Genomic DNA, 16,670 nt, shown 5'->3' with positions numbered 1-16,670 from the left:
TCCCACACTTGAAATGCACTTCAAATGTGGGAGGGGCTTGCCCCCGATGGCGGTGTAACCGACCCAGAAAAATCAAAACCTTGCGGAGCCCCCTGATGAGCACACAAAAAATCTCCTTCTACAACCTGGCCTGGCGTTGGCACTTCTACGCCGGGCTGTTTGTCGCCCCCTTCATGGTGCTGCTGGCGTTGACCGGCATCATCTACCTGTTCAAGCCCCAGCTCGACCCGCTGATGTACGGCGACCTGCTCACCGTCCCCGCCGCCGAACACGCGCTGAGCGCCGACGAGCAACTGCAGCGCGCCAAGGCCGCCTACCCCCGGGGCACGCTCAGCAAATACCTGCCACCGGCCGACGCCACCAGCAGCGCCCAGTTCGTCATGCACGACGGCGGCCGCGAAGTGACGGTGTTCGTCGACCCGTATCGCGGCACCGTGCTCGGCACGCAGGACGCGAAAAACAACCTGCAAGCCATCGCCCGCGCCCTGCACGGCGAGTTGATGATCGGCACCGTGGGTGATCGCCTGATCGAGCTCGCCGCCGGCTGGGGCGTGATGCTGGTGATCTCCGGCGTGTACTTGTGGTGGCCGCGCGGCAAGTCATCGTCCGGCGTGCTGTGGCCGCGTTTCACCACCCGTGGCCGGGTGTTCTGGCGCGACCTGCACGTGGTCACCGGCTTCTGGGGCGCCGCGTTGTTGCTGGTGATGCTGCTCAGCGGCATGGCCTGGACCGGCTTCTGGGGCAAGCAATACGCCGAGCTGTGGAACCGCTTCCCGGCGGCGATGTGGAACGCCATACCGACCTCCGATCAACAGGCCCGCGTGCTCAACACCGCGACACAACAGACCGTGCCCTGGGCCCTGGAAAACACACCGATGCCGGTGTCCGGCGACCATGCCGAACACATGAACCACGGCGCGATGCATGCCGCCCCTGCCGCGCCCACCATCCGCCTGCAACAAGTGGTCGACCTGGCCACCGCACGCAAGGTCGAACCCGGCTACAGCATCACCCCGCCCACCACTGCCGAGGGCGTATTCACTGTCGCCGTATTCGCCAACGACCCGCGCAATGACGCGACCCTGCATGTGGACCAGTACACCGGCAAGGTCCTGGCCGATGTGCGCTGGGAACACTACAACGGCGTGGCGCGGGCGACCGAGACCGGCGTGATGTTGCACGAGGGCAAGATGTTCGGCTGGGTCAATCAACTGATCGTGCTGCTGATCTGCCTGATGATCCTGCTCAGCGCCGTCAGCGGCGTGGTGATCTGGTGGAAGCGGCGACCGGCGGGCGGCCTGGGTGTGCCGCCGTTGCGTCATGACCTGCCGAAGTGGAAAACCGCGATGGTGATCATGCTCGGGTTGGCGATCATCTTTCCGTTGGTGGGCGCGTCGTTGATCGTCGTGTGGGCATTGGATCGCCTGCTGCTGTCGCGGCTGTTGGCGCAACCCTCGCGCGCTTGACGCCGACGCCGCCGTGGATCGGTCGATCCACGGCGGCCGGCTTCGGCAGCGCTGAACACCTGTCAGAGTTCGTCCTTGTCGCGACCGTACAGCACGGCCTGCGGGTCCGGCTCGGCGAGTACATCCTTGACCTGCCATTCCGCGCCCAGTGCGCCCGGACGCGTCCAGAAGGCATCGGTTTCCAGCACGGCCAGCATGCCGGCCTCGCGCAAGCCGCTGACCAGCACGCTGGGCAACGGTGATGCGTCGACACTCAGCAGTCGCGTCTCATCCTCCGTGAAACCCGGCACATACTTCAGGAGCGCACCGCCGCGACACGACAGATACACACTGTCGGCGACCGGACGGTTACTGCCGATGATGTTCAGGTACAGGCGCAGATCGTCCTTGTCGACAAAGTTGTCCAACAAGCGCTGATCCAGCGACGGCAGATTCAGACGCAAGGGGATGACTTTGTAAAACGCCTGCAGCGCTTTGATGGTGTAGAAGAACAGCGGGTGATCGGGCGTGATATCGAAGCCGAGATGGCCGAACCAGAACAGTTGTGAAATCGTGTCCGCCAGCCACGCACGGTGGTCCTCCACCGGCTCAAGCGCGACAAACCCCCGCCCCTTTGGCGGCGCCAGCACGGCGCCGAGGTATTCGCGGCCCTTGAAGCTGCCCAGCTGTTTTTCGGCCCAGCGCGCGGCGTCGTCGGCATGGTTGAACAGCGGTCCGCAAAATGACAGAAAATGCGGGTTGTCCTGCGCAGGCCAGGGCGCGGCGTTGGGCTGCCACTGCGCGGTAACAGCTTGTTCCTTGCCCCACACCGCGCTCCTGACACGCACATACAACTCGCCCTGGGTCGCAAGCCCGCGCACGTAGTCGGCAACCGTCGCGGTGCCGGCCAGCAACTTAGGCTCCAGGGTTCTGGCCTCGGCGTTCAGCGCATTCAGCGATTGCCGCCCGTTCTTGGTGAATGAATACCTCAGCAACGCGCCGTCGGCGCACAGCAGGTAGAGCGGCAGGGCACCGTTACCGGCCAGGCTGCTGACAAAATTGACGCCGTTGGCCAGGGCCTGGGGCGAGAAAAAGCTCAGCGCCATGGCATCGTTCGTTGGCGCAATCGCCAGGGTAGAGGCGCACAAATACAAGCCCTCCAGCGTATAACCCTGGGGCAACAAGCCATCGACGAAGACCTGCTCGAAACGCGTGTAGTCGCCGCGTACCAACGGCAAGGTCGTCATGTAGGCCTGCTTGCGCGCGTCCTTGAGTACATAACCGAACCGCAACTGCGCCTGCGGCGACGACAACCGCTGTGCATAACGCACGGCGTCGTAAGCCTGGGTAAAGATCGGGCTGCACGGCGCATCGGCAAACACCTGCTTGATCGCCAGCGCCGCCTGGGAGACCACGTTCGGCACGAACGGCGCGCTCAACCGTCGCGGGTAGCCCCACAGATGATTACCGTTGACCACCTGTAAATCGCCAGCCTTCGCCACCTGTGTGACGAAGTCGACCGGGGCCAGCGCGCCGCTGCGCAGTTGCCGTTCGATTTGATTGTCCGCGACATCCTCCCTGACCAGGTTCAAGGCCGCCAACGTCGGCTTGAGCGCCTCCTCCTCGGGGGACCCGGTCAGTTGGTAACTCAGGATCACACCCTCGGGGCCGAACAGGTATTCGCGTTTGATGTGGACTTTACGGCGCAACAGGTCCGACAACACGCTGGTGGGCAACATGCTCTGATAGACGGCTTTTTGGGTGGCCGACAACAGTATCTGCGTCTCCTGCCTGAGCACTGAGCGATACCGCGCGACGATGGTACTTCCCGGCGGATACAGCCCTTGCGTAATCGCCGACTCAGGGTAAATCCAGTTCAGTGCAAACCCCTGGGGCGGCACCACCAGCGGATCAGTCGCCACGAACAAGCCATCGGGCAGCCTGAGCAAGACGCCGCCATAGGTGCGGCGCCGGCCCTCACCGACAATGGCCGCGGCATAACGCGCCGCATCGTCCGGGCTGGCAAACGCCGGCCCAACGCGGCGTCGGGTCAGGTTTTCGTAGCCGGACCAGGTGAGCGGCACCCGCCCGTGTTTGTCCCAGCATTGGCTGGTGCGCACCACGTTGAGTTCCCCGCCGTTGGCCCACTCCCGGACAAACGTCTGCGTCGTCTTCTGACCGGAGGCCAACGCGGTACTGGCCGCTTCAAAGGCGCTTTCCACCGGCCCGCCACTACCGACGTTGAAGGGCAGCGGTACGAATCGCAACAAGGCCCCCTCTTGCGTCGAAAAATACACCGGCAGGTTTCTACCGCTGTTGTATTTCGCCCCTCTGCGCTTGCTCTCGTAAATCGCCTCGTACAACACCATCGGCATCACAAAATAGCGGGTCAGCCAGGCACTGGACGGCGACAGCCCGCTCGGCTGCCATTGCTGCGAGCGAAACAGCCCGCAGAGCACAAACCCATCAGGAAACCGATAGTCACTCGCGGGTGTCGGCGCAAACACGCTGTTGAGATTGAACAACTTGGCCTGTTGATTGACACCCACCACCTCGGTGGCCACGTAGTGTGCCGTTTCCTTGTGCTTGAGGATAAAACCAAAGTACGCCTGCTCGGGCAGGTTGCGCCCATGGACCCGCGCATGCAGATCACGGGCGGCTTCATCCGCCGTGCTGAACAGCGCGCCATAGGTGGCATAGTCGGGTGCGCCGAGCCTGAGCGCATAGTCGAAAGACGGCGTCCAATCCTTATAGATCGGCGAGCGCGGGCCCCATAACGGGTTGCCTTGGACCACCCGCAAATCAGCCGCCTCAGCTAACCTGGCGACCCACAGTGCGGGCTTGAAAAACCCGCTGGCCATGCGCTTTTGGGCCACGCTGCCACCCGGTTTCGGCGCGGTGGCGGTTAACAGCAGTGCCTCCTGCACGGAGCCGCTCGGGGTGTACGCCAGCAAACAGTCCTCGGCCCCCGACAAGTACGCAGGGCGCCCTGACTGGATCACGTCGTGGAGTTCAGCGGCGTCAAAAATCTGCAGGTTGATAAGGGCGTCTTCGCGCGTCCAGTCGCGTTGCTTGACCCAGCCGGGGTCAACCATCGACAGCGCCGGGTGGGAGCCGTAACGGCCGTGAACGAAGTACGGCTCGGGCGGGATCAACGGGCCCGGTATATCCGCCGAAAAAAACAGCTTATGGGCGAACGGGTTGGGGTCGCTTGCCTGGGGCTGGGTGATGAAGAAACGGCCGTCCTTGTCCTTGAGTATGTAGCCGCCGTAGGCACGGTCGCGCCGTGAGCCGATCTGCTCGTGGGCATAGACGGCCGCGTCGTGCGCGCCAATAAAGGGCGGGCTTAATACCGCCTGATGGAAACCGTTCAACACCGCCGAGCGATTGTCCACCGCACCGACCGTGCGCCAGAGCAACCCAGCCTCGACCACTGACAACGCCGTCGCGGCAATCACCCGACGCACGTAGTCGCGCGGGCTGAGGGTGCCGGCCTTCAGCGCGGCCTGGGCACCATTGTCGTCGAGCAGGCCATCGCGGCCCTCTTTGACCAGCCCGCCGGCATCACTCGCCAGTGGCACCTTGAGTACAAGCAGTGCGTCATCCGAGGTTTGAATGTAAAGGCGCAAACCTCGGCTGCTGTTCTGTATGTCCTGGGTCGCTTCTGACTGCGTGATCGCCGCCACCAACTCCGCAGGCGTCGGGAATGTGGCGTACAACCAGGGCTCGTTTTCGGGGATATCCGTTGGCTCGGGTTTAGAGCGGTAGTAGAGGGCTTCCAGCCGAAAGTTGGAGGGCAGCTTCAGTTTGCCCGGGGCTCTCTCGGGGAACAGCCCTGCTGCGGCGAACAAGGGCGGGCGCGCCTCCTCTGGAAAAGTCGCCACATAGCGTTCGTCCGTCAGATGCTTGAGCACAACCCCGAAGGTGCGACGGTCGGCCGTCGTCGGGGCATGACGCTGCGCCGCACTCACCGCCGCTTCAGCGCTGCCGAGGAGCGCGGTAAACAAGGGCTGGCGGGTCACGGCGTTAGACGTGAACGGCTCGAACACCACCCAATCCGCCGGCACCGTGCCGATGGAGCCGCCCCACAATGCAGTGGGTACGATCAGGCTCAACTCGCCCAGGGTGGAGAGCTTCTTCACGAACTCGCTGAACGGGCCATACACCCCCACCGCGTTGCCGGCCGGCTTGCCTGCGCCGATCCACAGCGCGAAACTTCGCTCCCTTGGCGAGCCACTGGGCGCATAGCGAATCAGCGAGCCGTCCGGCCCGGACAGATACGCCGCCGGGAAAAACTGCCGCTCATTGACGTCGTAAAAGAAGTCGGCCGACGAAAAAAAATTCACGAACGCTTTGACCATGCGCTCATCCATCGAGGGGTCGTCCCGGGCGACTTGCGCATGGATCGCCGGGTGCGAATGGTAGCTGGCCACACAGGTGTAGCCCTTGGGTTGCTGATAAAAACCGTCGGCACCGACCGCCAGGACCTTGAGCAAGTCGAACGCCTGTTTTTCCCCAGGCACAGGCTCGGTCGCCAGATACTTGCCCGTCGCCCCACGCACAATCACCCCGCCGTACTCACGGTCTCTTTTGGCACCGATCCGGGTGTGCGCCCAGTAAGCCGCATCTTCTTCCTTTAAAAATTCCGGGCTCAGCAATGGCAGGCTCGCAGCGCCCCTGCGTGAACCGGCGGCACGTTCTTCCCGCGATAATCTGATAGCCATAAACACTCCCTGTAGAACACCTGAATCGATGTTGTCAGGGGGCATTCTTGTCACGCCGAACCCGGCTCAAGCGGTAGCTAATTAACCAACGCCCAAAACAGCCCCTTTAGGGTGCGCGAGCGTGCACGGCGCGCCCGTAACGGCGCCGAACTGGTGCACCGATGCCCCTCAACGCATGTGCATCGCTGCACGCGCCCCCGCGAATACGCACCTCGGCACAGCCTTTGCAAAAGCCTGTGCAACGCCCTCATAACAACATCGAGTTCACGGAGATCGCACCATGAAGCGTCGCAGCTTGATCAAGGCTTTCACACTCACAGCATCGATTGCCGCCATGGGCATGACCTGGACCGTGCAGGCCGCCGAGACCATCAAGGTCGGCATCCTGCATTCGTTGTCCGGCACCATGGCCATCTCCGAAACCTCGCTCAAAGACATGGCGCTGATGACCATCGACGAGATCAACGCCAAGGGCGGTGTGAACGGCAAGATGCTGGAGCCTGTGGTAGTGGACCCGGCGTCGAACTGGCCGCTGTTCGCCGAAAAAGGCCGGCAGTTGCTGACCCAGGACAAGGTCGCCGTGGTATTCGGCTGCTGGACCTCGGTGTCGCGCAAATCGGTGTTGCCGGTGTTCGAAGAGCTCAACGGCCTGCTGTTCTACCCGGTGCAATACGAAGGCGAAGAGATGTCGCCGAACGTGTTCTATACCGGTGCGGCGCCGAACCAACAGGCGATCCCGGCGGTGGAATACCTGATGAGCGAAGAAGGCGGCAGCGCCAAGCGTTTCTTCCTGCTGGGCACCGACTACGTGTACCCGCGCACCACCAACAAGATCCTGCGCTCGTTCCTGCATTCCAAGGGCGTTGCGGATAAAGACATCGAAGAGGTCTACACCCCGTTCGGCCACGCCGATTACCAGACCATCGTCGCCAACATCAAGAAGTTCTCCGCCGGCGGCAAGACGGCGGTGATCTCCACCGTCAATGGCGACTCCAACGTGCCGTTCTACAAGGAACTGGCCAACCAGGGCCTGAAGGCCACCGACGTGCCGGTGGTGGCCTTCTCGGTGGGCGAAGAAGAACTGCGCGGCATCGACACCAAGCCGCTGGTGGGCAACCTCGCTGCCTGGAACTACTTCCAGTCAGTGGAGAACCCGGTGAACACCAAGTTCGTCGCCGACTGGAAAGCCTACGCCAAGAAACACAACCTGCCGGGCGCGGACAAAGCCGTGACCAACGACCCGATGGAAGCCACCTACGTGGGCATTCATATGTGGGCACAGGCGGCGGAGCAGGCCAAGTCCACCGACGTCGACAAAGTGCGTGAAGCCCTCGCCGGCCAGACCTTCGCCGCGCCGTCGGGCTTCACCCTGACCATGGACAAGACCAACCACCACCTGCACAAGCCGGTGATGATCGGTGAGATCCAGGCCGACGGGCAGTTCTCGGTGGTCTGGCAGACCCAGGAACCGATCCGCGCACAGCCATGGAGCCCGTACATCCCCGGCAACGACAAGAAACCTGATTACGCCGTGAAAAGTAACTAAAGCCCCGCCACGGACCCTTGTGGGAGGGGGCTTGCCCCCGATAGCGGTGGATCAGTCAGCACATGCATTGCCTGACACATCGCTATCGGGGGCAAGCTCCCTCCCACATAAAGCCGACCCGTGCATGCTCAGGACATTTTGTTATGCCCACTGCCGTCTACCGCTTCATCCTCACGGCCCTGCTGTTGCTGCCTTTCGGCGCACACGCCGGTGACGCCGAAGACTTCCTCACCGCCAACCCGACGCAACAAGCCAAACTGCTGCAGGATTGGGCCGCCCAGCCCGACCCAGCGCGCATCGAGTTGGTGGACGCCCTGCAACAAGGCCAACTCACGGTCAATGGCGAAACCAAGACCGTGCGCCTGAACAACCGCCTGCGCGGTCTGATCGACAACGTCCAGGCCAGCCAGCAACTGCTCGCCGCCGACCCCAAGGTGCGCCTGGCGGCCGCGCAAACCCTGCAAAAAACCGCGCAACCGGCGCAGCTCAAATTCCTCGACCAGCGCGTCGCCGCCGAAACCGTCGAAGACGTCCACACCGCCCTCAGCCTGGCCCTGGCCAACCTGCAATTGGTAGACGCCGACCCGGCGGTGCGCCTCGCCGCCGTGCGCTTGCTCGGCAGCACCGGCGACCCGCTGGCCCGCACCCGCCTCGAAACCCTGCTCGCCCCCGGCGTGGAAACCGACGCTGCGGTGCATACCGCCGCCGAGACCAGCCTGGCCCAGGTCAAACGCAAATTGATGCTGGGCGAGATCCTCGGCCAGGCCTTCAGCGGCATGTCCCTCGGTTCGATCCTGTTGCTCGCGGCCTTGGGCCTGGCGATCACGTTCGGCCTGCTGGGCGTGATCAACATGGCCCACGGCGAGATGCTGATGCTCGGCGCGTATTCCACCTATGTGGTGCAGTTGCTGATGCAGCGCTACGTGCCGTACGCCATCGAGTTCTACCCGCTGATCGCGCTGCCGGTGGCGTTTTTCGTCACCGCCGCCATCGGCATGGCTCTGGAGCGCACGGTGATTCGTCACCTGTACGGCCGCCCCCTGGAAACCCTGCTCGCCACCTGGGGCATCAGCCTGATGCTGATCCAACTGGTGCGCCTGGTGTTCGGCGCGCAGAACGTCGAAGTGGCCAACCCCGCCTGGCTGTCCGGCGGCATTCAAGTGCTGCCCAACCTGGTGCTGCCGTACAACCGCATCGTGATCATCGCCTTCGCCCTGTGCGTGGTGGTGCTGACCTGGCTGCTGCTGAACAAGACGCGCCTGGGCCTCAACGTGCGCGCCGTCACCCAGAACCGCAACATGGCCGCCTGCTGCGGCGTGCCCACCGGGCGCGTGGACATGCTCGCGTTTGGCCTGGGCTCCGGCATCGCCGGGTTGGGCGGCGTGGCGCTGAGCCAGATCGGCAACGTCGGCCCGGACCTGGGCCAGAGCTACATCATCGATTCCTTCCTGGTCGTGGTACTCGGCGGTGTCGGCCAATTGGCCGGCAGCGTGATGGCCGCGTTCGGCCTGGGGATCGCCAACAAGATCCTCGAACCGCAGATCGGCGCCGTGCTCGGCAAGATCCTGATCCTTGCGCTGATCATTCTGTTTATCCAGAAACGCCCGCAAGGCCTCTTCGCACTGAAAGGACGGGTGATCGACTGATGAACCAGCCATTGATGCTCACGGCCACACAAAAGGCCGGCCCCAAGCTGACGATTGCCGTCGGCGCTGTGATCCTGATCCTGCTGCTGACCCTGCCGCTGTGTTCGCTGTTGTCGCCGGAAAATCCGCTGCACGTCTCGGCTTACACGCTGACGTTGGTGGGCAAGATTCTCTGCTATGCCATCGTGGCGCTCACGCTCGACCTCGTGTGGGGTTACGCCGGGATGTTGTCCCTCGGCCACGGCTTGTTCTTCGCCCTCGGCGGTTACGCCATGGGTATGTACCTGATGCGCCAGGCCTCCGGCGATGAGTTGCCGGCGTTCATGACCTTCTTGTCGTGGACCGAATTGCCCTGGTACTGGGTCGGCACCGAGCACTTCCTCTGGGCCTTGTGCCTGGTGGTGTTGGCGCCGGGGTTGCTGGCGCTGGTGTTCGGCTTCTTCGCCTTTCGCTCGCGGATCAAGGGCGTGTATTTCTCGATCATGACCCAGGCCCTGACCTTCGCCGGGATGCTGCTGTTCTTTCGCAACGAGACCGGGTTCGGTGGTAATAACGGCTTTACCAATTTCCGCAGCATCCTCGGCTTCGGCATTACCGAACCGGGCACGCGCGCGGCGTTGTTTGTGGCCACCGTGCTGTTGCTGGTGAGCAGCCTGTACATCGGCTGGCGCCTGGCCCGCAGCAAGTTCGGCCGGGTACTGACCGCCTTGCGCGATGCCGAGAACCGCCTGATGTTCTGCGGCTACGACCCGCGTGGCTTCAAGCTGTTCGTGTGGGTGTTGAGCGCGGTGCTGTGCGGCCTGGCGGGGGCGCTGTACGTGCCGCAGGTGGGCATCATCAACCCCAGCGAAATGTCGCCGACCAATTCCATCGAAGCCGCCGTGTGGGTGGCCTTGGGTGGGCGCGGCACCTTGATCGGGCCGCTGCTCGGTGCCGGGGTGGTGAACGGCATGAAGAGCTGGTTCACCGTGGCGTTCCCGGAGTATTGGCTGTTCTTCCTGGGGGCGCTGTTCATCATCGTCACCCTGTATTTGCCCAAGGGCGTGATCGGGCTGTTGAAGAAACGGGGTGAACAATGAGAGTCACGGCGACCGCAGAATTTATGCTCGAACCTATTCTCGACGCCGGCAGCGGCCGCGATGCGATCGGCATCGGCCAGGCCGCCGGCACGGGCCTCAACACGCGCCACGGCACGATCCTGACCCTGGAAGACATCAGCGTCAGCTTCGACGGTTTCAAGGCACTCAACGCCTTGAACCTGTACATCAGCGTTGGCGAGTTGCGCTGCATCATCGGCCCCAACGGCGCGGGCAAAACCACGCTGATGGACGTGATCACCGGCAAGACCCGGCCCAGCCACGGCAACGCCTGGTTCGGTGAAACCCTCGACCTGACCGCGATGAGCGAAGTGCAGATCGCCCAGGCCGGCATCGGCCGCAAGTTCCAGAAACCCACGGTGTTCGAAGCCTTGAGCGTGTTCGAAAACCTGGAGCTGGCGCAGAAGACCGACAAGTCGGTGTGGGCCAGCCTGCGCGCACGCCTGAGCGGCGAGCAGAAAGACCGCATCGATGAAGTGCTCGACACCATCCGCCTGACCGCCTCGGTGCAGCGCCCGGCCGGCCTGCTGTCCCACGGCCAGAAGCAGTTCCTGGAAATCGGCATGCTGCTGATGCAAGACCCGCAACTGTTGCTGCTCGACGAACCGGTGGCGGGCATGACCGACGCCGAAACCGAATTCACCGCCGAACTGTTCAAGCGCCTGGCGGGCAAGCACTCGCTGATGGTGGTGGAGCACGACATGGGCTTTGTCGGTTCGATTGCCGACCATGTGACCGTGTTGCACCAGGGCAGCGTGCTGGCCGAAGGGTCGCTGGAACAGGTGCAGGAAAACGAGCGCGTGATCGAGGTGTACCTCGGGCGCTGAGTTCGCTTTTTCTGTAGGAGCGAGCTTGCTCGCGAAAATCGTTAACGATAACGCGGGCAGCCTGAATGCACGCGGCGCCCTCAGGTTTTTCGCGAGCAAGCTCGCTCCTACAGGGAATTGAGGAGATTTTGGATATGTTGCAAGTCGACAAGCTGCACCAATACTACGGCGGCAGCCACATCCTGCGCGGGCTGTCTTTTGACGTGAAGATCGGCGAAGTCACCTGCCTGCTCGGCCGTAACGGCGTGGGCAAGACTACCCTGCTCAAGTGCCTGATGGGCCTGCTGCCCGCCAAAGAGGGCGCGGTGAACTGGGAAGGCAAGGCCATCACCGGCTTCAAGCCGCACCAGCGCGTACACGCCGGGATCGCCTACGTGCCCCAGGGGCGCGAGATTTTCGGGCGGCTGACGGTGGAAGAAAACCTGCTGATGGGGCTGTCGCGCTTCCCCGGCGCCGAAGCCCGGGAAGTCCCGGCGTTTATCTATGAACTGTTCCCGGTGCTGCTGCAAATGAAGCACCGCCGTGGGGGTGACTTGTCCGGTGGCCAGCAACAGCAGTTGGCGATTGGCCGCGCGCTGGCGAGCCGCCCGCGCCTGTTGATTCTCGACGAGCCGACCGAAGGCATCCAGCCGTCGGTGATCAAGGAGATCGCGGCGGTGATCAAGAAACTAGCGGCCCGTGGCGACATGGCGATTCTGTTGGTGGAGCAGTTCTACGACTTTGCCGCCGAACTGGCCGACCAGTACCTGGTGATGTCGCGCGGTGAAATCGTCCAGCAAGGCCGTGGAGAAAATATGGAAAGCGACGGTGTGCGCGGTCTCGTAACCATCTAATCTGTAGCCTCCTAACGACAAGCACACGCCATGAACCTGCCCGTTTCCCCTGCCCTGTTCACCCCCAGCTGGCACGCCGAGCTGGAACTCGGCTACGCGCGTTTCGGCGACACCACGCGCCCGGTGATGCGTCGCCACCTCGGCCCGCTGCGCGTGCAAAAACACCTGTACGCCGAAGGCCCCGAGGTGTGCCAGCACATCATCGTGCATCCGCCCGGCGGGATTGCCGGCGGCGACCGCCTGGACATCCGCGCCCACGTCGCCGAGGGCGCTTGGGCGCAATTGACCAGCCCTGGCGCGGCCAAGTGGTACCGCGCCAGCGGCCCGGCGTTTCAGCAACTCGAGCTGAGCGTCGAGGCCGGCGCCACCCTGGAATGGCTGCCCCAGGAAACCATCGTGTTCAGCGCCGCCCAGGCCGAACTCAGCACACGCATCGCGCTGCACGGCGATGCGCGGCTGTTCTACTGGGACGTAGTCGCCCTGGGCCGCCCGGCCAGCGGCGAGCGCTTCGACCTCGGGCACTTTCAAGCGCACCTGAACATCCGCCGCGACGGCCAGTTGCTCTGGCACGAACGCCAGCGCATTGTGGGCGACGATGGCTTGCTCGACTCGCCGATCGGCCTGGACGGGCAACCGGTCTTCGCCACCTTGTTGCTGACCGGCGATATCGAGCCTGAGTTACTCGAACACTGCCGCTCGCTGCCCCACGCGGTGCGCGGCGACCTGACCCAACTGCCCGGCCTGCTGGTCGCCCGCTGCCTGGCGAGCGAAGCGCTGCTGGCGCGGGGCTGGTTGATTGATTTATGGCGGCTGTTGCGCCCGGCGGTGCTGGGGCGAGAGGCCGTGGCACCCCGAATCTGGAGCACATGAAGATCAAAATGTGGGAGGGGGCTTGCCCCCGATAGGGGAGTGTCAGGCAATGCATCTGTCACTGACCCACCACCATCGGGGGCAAGCCCCCTCCCACACTTGATCTCCATTGTATTTAAGAATGCATTTTATGAAGGACCTTGAACCATGGACCTGACCCCACGGGAAAAAGACAAACTGCTGATCTTCACCGCAGGCTTAGTCGCCGAACGGCGCCTGGCGCGCGGTGTGAAGCTCAACTACCCGGAAACCATCGCCTACATCTCCGCGGCGCTGATGGAAGGCGCCCGCGACGGCCGCACCGTGGCCGACCTGATGCACTTCGGCACCACCCTGCTCAGCCGCGAGCAGGTGATGGAAGGCATCCCGGAAATGATCCCGGATATCCAGGTGGAAGCCACCTTTCCCGATGGCACCAAACTGGTGACCGTCCACCAACCCATCGCGTGAGGCCCCGCCATGATTCGTGATGCAACCGAGCACGACCTGCCCGCGATCCGCGACATCTACAACGACGCGGTGCTGAACACCACGGCGATCTGGAACGAACAGCCGGTAGACCTGGCTAACCGCCTGGCCTGGTTCAGTGCGCGCCAGGCGCAGCGCTACCCGATCCTGGTCGCGGTGGAAAACCACGAAGTGACGGGCTACGCCTCGTTCGGCGACTGGCGCCCCTTCGAGGGTTTTCGCTACAGCGTCGAGCACTCGGTGTACGTGCGCAACGATCAGCGCGGCAAAGGCCTCGGCCCACGCCTGATGCAAACCCTGATCGAACGCGCCCGCGCCGGCGGCAAACACGTGATGGTCGCGGCCATTGAAAGCGGCAACCAGGCCTCGCTCCGCCTGCATGAGCGCCTGGGTTTCAGCACCACCGGGCAGATGCCGCAAGTGGGCATCAAGTTCGGCCGCTGGCTCGACCTGACCTTTATGCAACTGACCTTGAATCCGGGCGCCGAACCGCCCCAGGAGTGAGATCGATGAACGCCGCGCAACTGCGTCGAGTCAATGCTGAAAGTTTTGCCCACTATCGCCAGGGCTTGATCGAGCTGTTGCTGGATGCGGTCAGGCACGGCGCGTCGATCGGCTTCATGGCCGACTTCGATGAGGCCCAGGCCCGCGCGTATTTGCACGGCGTGCAAGCGAGCATCGAAGACGCCAGCCTGTTGCTGTGGGTGGTGGTGCGCGACGAGCGCGTGATCGCCAGCGTACAACTGGCGCTGTGCCAGAAAGCCAACGGTTTGAACCGCGCCGAAGTGCAAAAACTGCTGGTACACAGCAGCGCCCGTCGCCACGGCCTGGGCCACCAATTGATGCAAGCCCTGGAACTCGCCGCGCGCCAACACAAGCGCGGCCTGCTGTACCTGGACACCGAAGCCGGCTCCGAGGCCGAAGCCTTCTATCAGTCGCTGCGCTACACCAAGGTCGGTGAGCTGCCCGATTACTGCCAAAGCCCGGACGGGCGCTACAGCCCGACCGCCCTCTACTACAAGACCCTGGGGCAACCTGCATGATTCCTGGTGAATTTCAGATCCAGCCTGGCGACATCGAACTCAACGTCGGCCGCCGCACCGTCAGCCTGAGCGTGGCCAACAGCGGCGACCGGCCGATCCAGGTGGGCTCGCACTATCATTTTTTCGAAACCAATGACGCGCTGACCTTCGACCGTGCGCTGAGCCGGGGCATGCGCCTGAATATTCCAGCGGGCACGGCGGTGCGGTTTGAGCCGGGGCAGAGTCGCGACGTCGAGTTGGTCGATTTCGGCGGTGGGCGGCGGGTGTTTGGGTTTGCCGGGCGGATCATGGGCGACCTTTAGCGCCTCATCGGGGGCAAGCCCCCTCCCACAGTTGGAATGCATTCCCAGGTGGGAGGGGGCTTGCCCCCGATAGCTGACTCACATTCAACATAAATTTTTCAGGGCAACCACACATGAAAATCAGCCGCCGAGCCTACGCCGACATGTACGGCCCCACCGTCGGAGACAAGGTCCGCCTGGCCGACACCGAGCTGTTTGTCGAAGTGGAACAAGACTTCACCGTCTATGGCGAAGAAGTGAAATTCGGTGGCGGCAAGGTCATCCGCGATGGCCAGGGCCAGAGCCAATTGCTCGCCCATGAAGTGGTCGACACCCTGATCACCAACGCGCTAATCATCGATCACTGGGGCATCGTCAAGGCCGACGTCGGCCTCAAGAACGGCCGCATCCACGCCATTGGCAAGGCCGGCAACCCGGACATCCAGCCCGGCGTGACCATGGCCATCGGCGCCAGCACCGAAGTGATCGCCGGTGAAGGCATGATCCTCACCGCCGGCGGCATCGACTCCCACGTGCATTTCATCTGCCCGCAGCAGATCGAAGAGGCGCTGACCAGCGGCGTCACCACCATGATCGGCGGCGGCACCGGCCCGGCCACCGGCACTAACGCGACGACCTGCACCTCCGGCCCGTGGCACCTGGCGCGCATGCTACAAGCCAGCGACTCGTTCCCGATGAACATCGGTTTCACCGGCAAGGGCAACGCCAGTTTGCCCGAGCCGTTGATCGAGCAGGTCAAGGCCGGCGCCATCGGTTTGAAGCTGCACGAAGACTGGGGCACCACACCCGCGAGCATCGATAACTGCCTGAACGTCGCCGACCAATACGACGTGCAGGTGGCGATCCACAGCGACACCCTCAACGAGTCCGGCTTCGTCGAAACAACGCTGGCCGCGCTCAAGGGCCGCACTATCCACACCTATCACACCGAAGGCGCCGGCGGCGGCCACGCGCCGGACATCATCAAGGCCTGCGGTTTCCCCAACGTGCTGCCCAGCTCAACCAACCCGACGCGGCCATTCACGCGCAACACCATCGACGAACACCTCGACATGCTGATGGTCTGCCATCACCTCGACCCGAGCATCGCCGAAGACGTGGCCTTCGCCGAAAGCCGCATCCGCCGCGAAACCATCGCCGCCGAAGACATCCTGCACGACCTCGGCGCGTTCTCGATGATCAGCTCCGACAGCCAGGCCATGGGCCGCGTCGGCGAAGTGATCACGCGTACCTGGCAAACCGCCGACAAGATGAAAAAACAGCGCGGCGCCCTGCCCGGCGACGGCCCCGGCAACGATAACTTCCGCGCCAAGCGCTACATCGCCAAGTACACCATCAACCCGGCGATCACCCACGGCATCAGCCATATCGTCGGCTCCATCGAAGTCGGCAAATGGGCTGATCTGGTGCTGTGGCGCCCGGCATTCTTCGGCATCAAGCCGACCCTGATCCTCAAGGGCGGCGCGATTGCCTCAAGCCTGATGGGCGACGCCAACGCCTCGATTCCCACGCCGCAGCCGGTCCACTACCGGCCGATGTTCGCCAGCTTCGGCAGCGCCCTGCACGCCACCAGCCTGACCTTTATCAGCCAGGCCGCCGAGGATGCCGGCTTACCGCAAGCCTTGGGTTTGAAGAAGCAGATCGCGGTGGTCAAGGGCTGTCGCAACGTGCAGAAAACCGACCTGATCCACAACGACTACCTGCCGCACATCGACGTGGACCCACAGACGTATCAGGTCAAGGCCGACGGCGTGTTGCTGTGGTGCGAACCGGCGGACGTGCTGCCGATGGCGCAGCGGTATTTCTTGTTTTAGCGCCGCTGATTCAACCCTGAAAACCGAGGTTTTCAGGGTTGCGTTGCACGCCGCA

13 protein-coding genes and 1 pseudogene are annotated in these 16,670 nt (G+C 63.4%); 13 read left to right on the top strand and 1 reads right to left on the bottom strand.

The window, feature by feature from the left end; all coding sequences use genetic code 11:
- Positions 1 to 95 precede the first annotated feature (95 nt).
- Positions 96 to 1,466 carry a PepSY domain-containing protein gene (locus P3S72_RS03770; RefSeq protein WP_276196307.1) on the top strand — a complete coding sequence of 457 codons (1,371 nt, stop codon included), beginning with the start codon at positions 96 to 98 and terminating at the stop codon, positions 1,464 to 1,466.
- Positions 1,467 to 1,528: 62 nt separating this feature from the next.
- Here P3S72_RS03770 and P3S72_RS03765 read toward each other — a convergent pair whose 3' ends face one another.
- Positions 1,529 to 6,169, bottom strand: a complete 4,641-nt coding sequence (locus P3S72_RS03765) for a DUF4329 domain-containing protein (protein WP_276196306.1) — start codon at positions 6,167 to 6,169, stop codon at positions 1,529 to 1,531.
- A gap of 280 nt (positions 6,170 to 6,449) precedes the next feature.
- On the opposite strand from P3S72_RS03765, the gene urtA reads away from it, so the two are divergent.
- From urtA to ureC, 12 genes and pseudogenes are all read left to right on the top strand, one after another.
- Positions 6,450 to 7,715 (top strand): urea ABC transporter substrate-binding protein, encoded by a 1,266-nt coding sequence (urtA, locus tag P3S72_RS03760; RefSeq protein WP_276196305.1) that lies wholly within the window; start codon positions 6,450 to 6,452, stop codon positions 7,713 to 7,715.
- A gap of 143 nt (positions 7,716 to 7,858) precedes the next feature.
- Positions 7,859 to 9,361 carry an urea ABC transporter permease subunit UrtB gene (urtB, locus tag P3S72_RS03755; RefSeq protein WP_276196304.1) on the top strand — a complete coding sequence of 501 codons (1,503 nt, stop codon included), beginning with the start codon at positions 7,859 to 7,861 and terminating at the stop codon, positions 9,359 to 9,361.
- A complete protein-coding gene (gene urtC / locus P3S72_RS03750) occupies positions 9,361 to 10,440 on the top strand; it encodes an urea ABC transporter permease subunit UrtC (protein WP_276196303.1) in 1,080 nt (359 codons plus the stop codon). Before urtB ends, urtC begins: the two co-directional genes overlap by 1 nt.
- A complete protein-coding gene (urtD, locus tag P3S72_RS03745; RefSeq protein WP_247407980.1) occupies positions 10,437 to 11,285 on the top strand; it encodes an urea ABC transporter ATP-binding protein UrtD in 849 nt (282 codons plus the stop codon). The genes urtC and urtD overlap by 4 nt, the downstream gene beginning before the upstream one ends.
- Positions 11,286 to 11,310: 25 nt before the next feature.
- Positions 11,311 to 11,397: pseudogene (locus P3S72_RS03740) on the top strand (outer membrane lipoprotein carrier protein LolA); the annotation flags it as partial.
- 22 nt (positions 11,398 to 11,419) lie between these two features.
- Positions 11,420 to 12,118 (top strand): urea ABC transporter ATP-binding subunit UrtE, encoded by a 699-nt coding sequence (gene urtE, locus P3S72_RS03735; protein WP_276196302.1) that lies wholly within the window; start codon positions 11,420 to 11,422, stop codon positions 12,116 to 12,118.
- A gap of 30 nt (positions 12,119 to 12,148) precedes the next feature.
- Positions 12,149 to 12,988, top strand: a complete 840-nt coding sequence (locus tag P3S72_RS03730; RefSeq protein ID WP_276196300.1) for an urease accessory protein UreD — start codon at positions 12,149 to 12,151, stop codon at positions 12,986 to 12,988.
- 147 nt (positions 12,989 to 13,135) lie between these two features.
- Positions 13,136 to 13,438 (top strand): urease subunit gamma, encoded by a 303-nt coding sequence (locus P3S72_RS03725; protein ID WP_010213535.1) that lies wholly within the window; start codon positions 13,136 to 13,138, stop codon positions 13,436 to 13,438.
- Positions 13,439 to 13,447: 9 nt separating this feature from the next.
- The gene (locus tag P3S72_RS03720) at positions 13,448 to 13,960 is read left to right on the top strand and encodes a GNAT family N-acetyltransferase (protein ID WP_247400810.1); all 513 of its coding nucleotides are present in this window, start codon (positions 13,448 to 13,450) and stop codon (positions 13,958 to 13,960) included.
- A 5-nt stretch (positions 13,961 to 13,965) separates the two neighbouring features.
- A complete protein-coding gene (locus P3S72_RS03715; protein WP_276196296.1) occupies positions 13,966 to 14,499 on the top strand; it encodes a GNAT family N-acetyltransferase in 534 nt (177 codons plus the stop codon).
- A complete protein-coding gene (locus tag P3S72_RS03710; RefSeq protein WP_276196294.1) occupies positions 14,496 to 14,801 on the top strand; it encodes an urease subunit beta in 306 nt (101 codons plus the stop codon). The genes P3S72_RS03715 and P3S72_RS03710 overlap by 4 nt, the downstream gene beginning before the upstream one ends.
- A gap of 113 nt (positions 14,802 to 14,914) precedes the next feature.
- The gene (gene ureC, locus P3S72_RS03705) at positions 14,915 to 16,615 is read left to right on the top strand and encodes an urease subunit alpha (protein ID WP_276196291.1); all 1,701 of its coding nucleotides are present in this window, start codon (positions 14,915 to 14,917) and stop codon (positions 16,613 to 16,615) included.
- The last annotated feature ends 55 nt before the right edge of the window (positions 16,616 to 16,670 follow it).

The sequence above is a fragment of the Pseudomonas sp. D3 genome, assembly GCF_029320995.1.
GTDB lineage: Bacteria > Pseudomonadota > Gammaproteobacteria > Pseudomonadales > Pseudomonadaceae > Aquipseudomonas > Aquipseudomonas paraveronii.
The sequence above is the reverse complement of the archived record's forward strand: the minus strand, read 5'-3'. Positions and strand labels throughout refer to the sequence as shown.

Excerpts from the sequence above, each read along its gene's own strand:
- P3S72_RS03770 (WP_276196307.1), top strand. The coding sequence starts at position 96 with ATGAGCACACAAAAAATCTCCTTCTACAACCTGGCCTGGCGTTGGCAC.
- P3S72_RS03765 (WP_276196306.1), bottom strand. The coding sequence starts at position 6,169 with ATGGCTATCAGATTATCGCGGGAAGAACGTGCCGCCGGTTCACGCAGG.
- urtA (WP_276196305.1), top strand. The coding sequence starts at position 6,450 with ATGAAGCGTCGCAGCTTGATCAAGGCTTTCACACTCACAGCATCGATT.
- urtB (WP_276196304.1), top strand. The coding sequence starts at position 7,859 with ATGCCCACTGCCGTCTACCGCTTCATCCTCACGGCCCTGCTGTTGCTG.
- urtC (WP_276196303.1), top strand. The coding sequence starts at position 9,361 with ATGAACCAGCCATTGATGCTCACGGCCACACAAAAGGCCGGCCCCAAG.
- urtD (WP_247407980.1), top strand. The coding sequence starts at position 10,437 with ATGAGAGTCACGGCGACCGCAGAATTTATGCTCGAACCTATTCTCGAC.
- urtE (WP_276196302.1), top strand. The coding sequence starts at position 11,420 with ATGTTGCAAGTCGACAAGCTGCACCAATACTACGGCGGCAGCCACATC.
- P3S72_RS03730 (WP_276196300.1), top strand. The coding sequence starts at position 12,149 with ATGAACCTGCCCGTTTCCCCTGCCCTGTTCACCCCCAGCTGGCACGCC.
- P3S72_RS03725 (WP_010213535.1), top strand. The coding sequence starts at position 13,136 with ATGGACCTGACCCCACGGGAAAAAGACAAACTGCTGATCTTCACCGCA.
- P3S72_RS03720 (WP_247400810.1), top strand. The coding sequence starts at position 13,448 with ATGATTCGTGATGCAACCGAGCACGACCTGCCCGCGATCCGCGACATC.
- P3S72_RS03715 (WP_276196296.1), top strand. The coding sequence starts at position 13,966 with ATGAACGCCGCGCAACTGCGTCGAGTCAATGCTGAAAGTTTTGCCCAC.
- P3S72_RS03710 (WP_276196294.1), top strand. The coding sequence starts at position 14,496 with ATGATTCCTGGTGAATTTCAGATCCAGCCTGGCGACATCGAACTCAAC.
- ureC (WP_276196291.1), top strand. The coding sequence starts at position 14,915 with ATGAAAATCAGCCGCCGAGCCTACGCCGACATGTACGGCCCCACCGTC.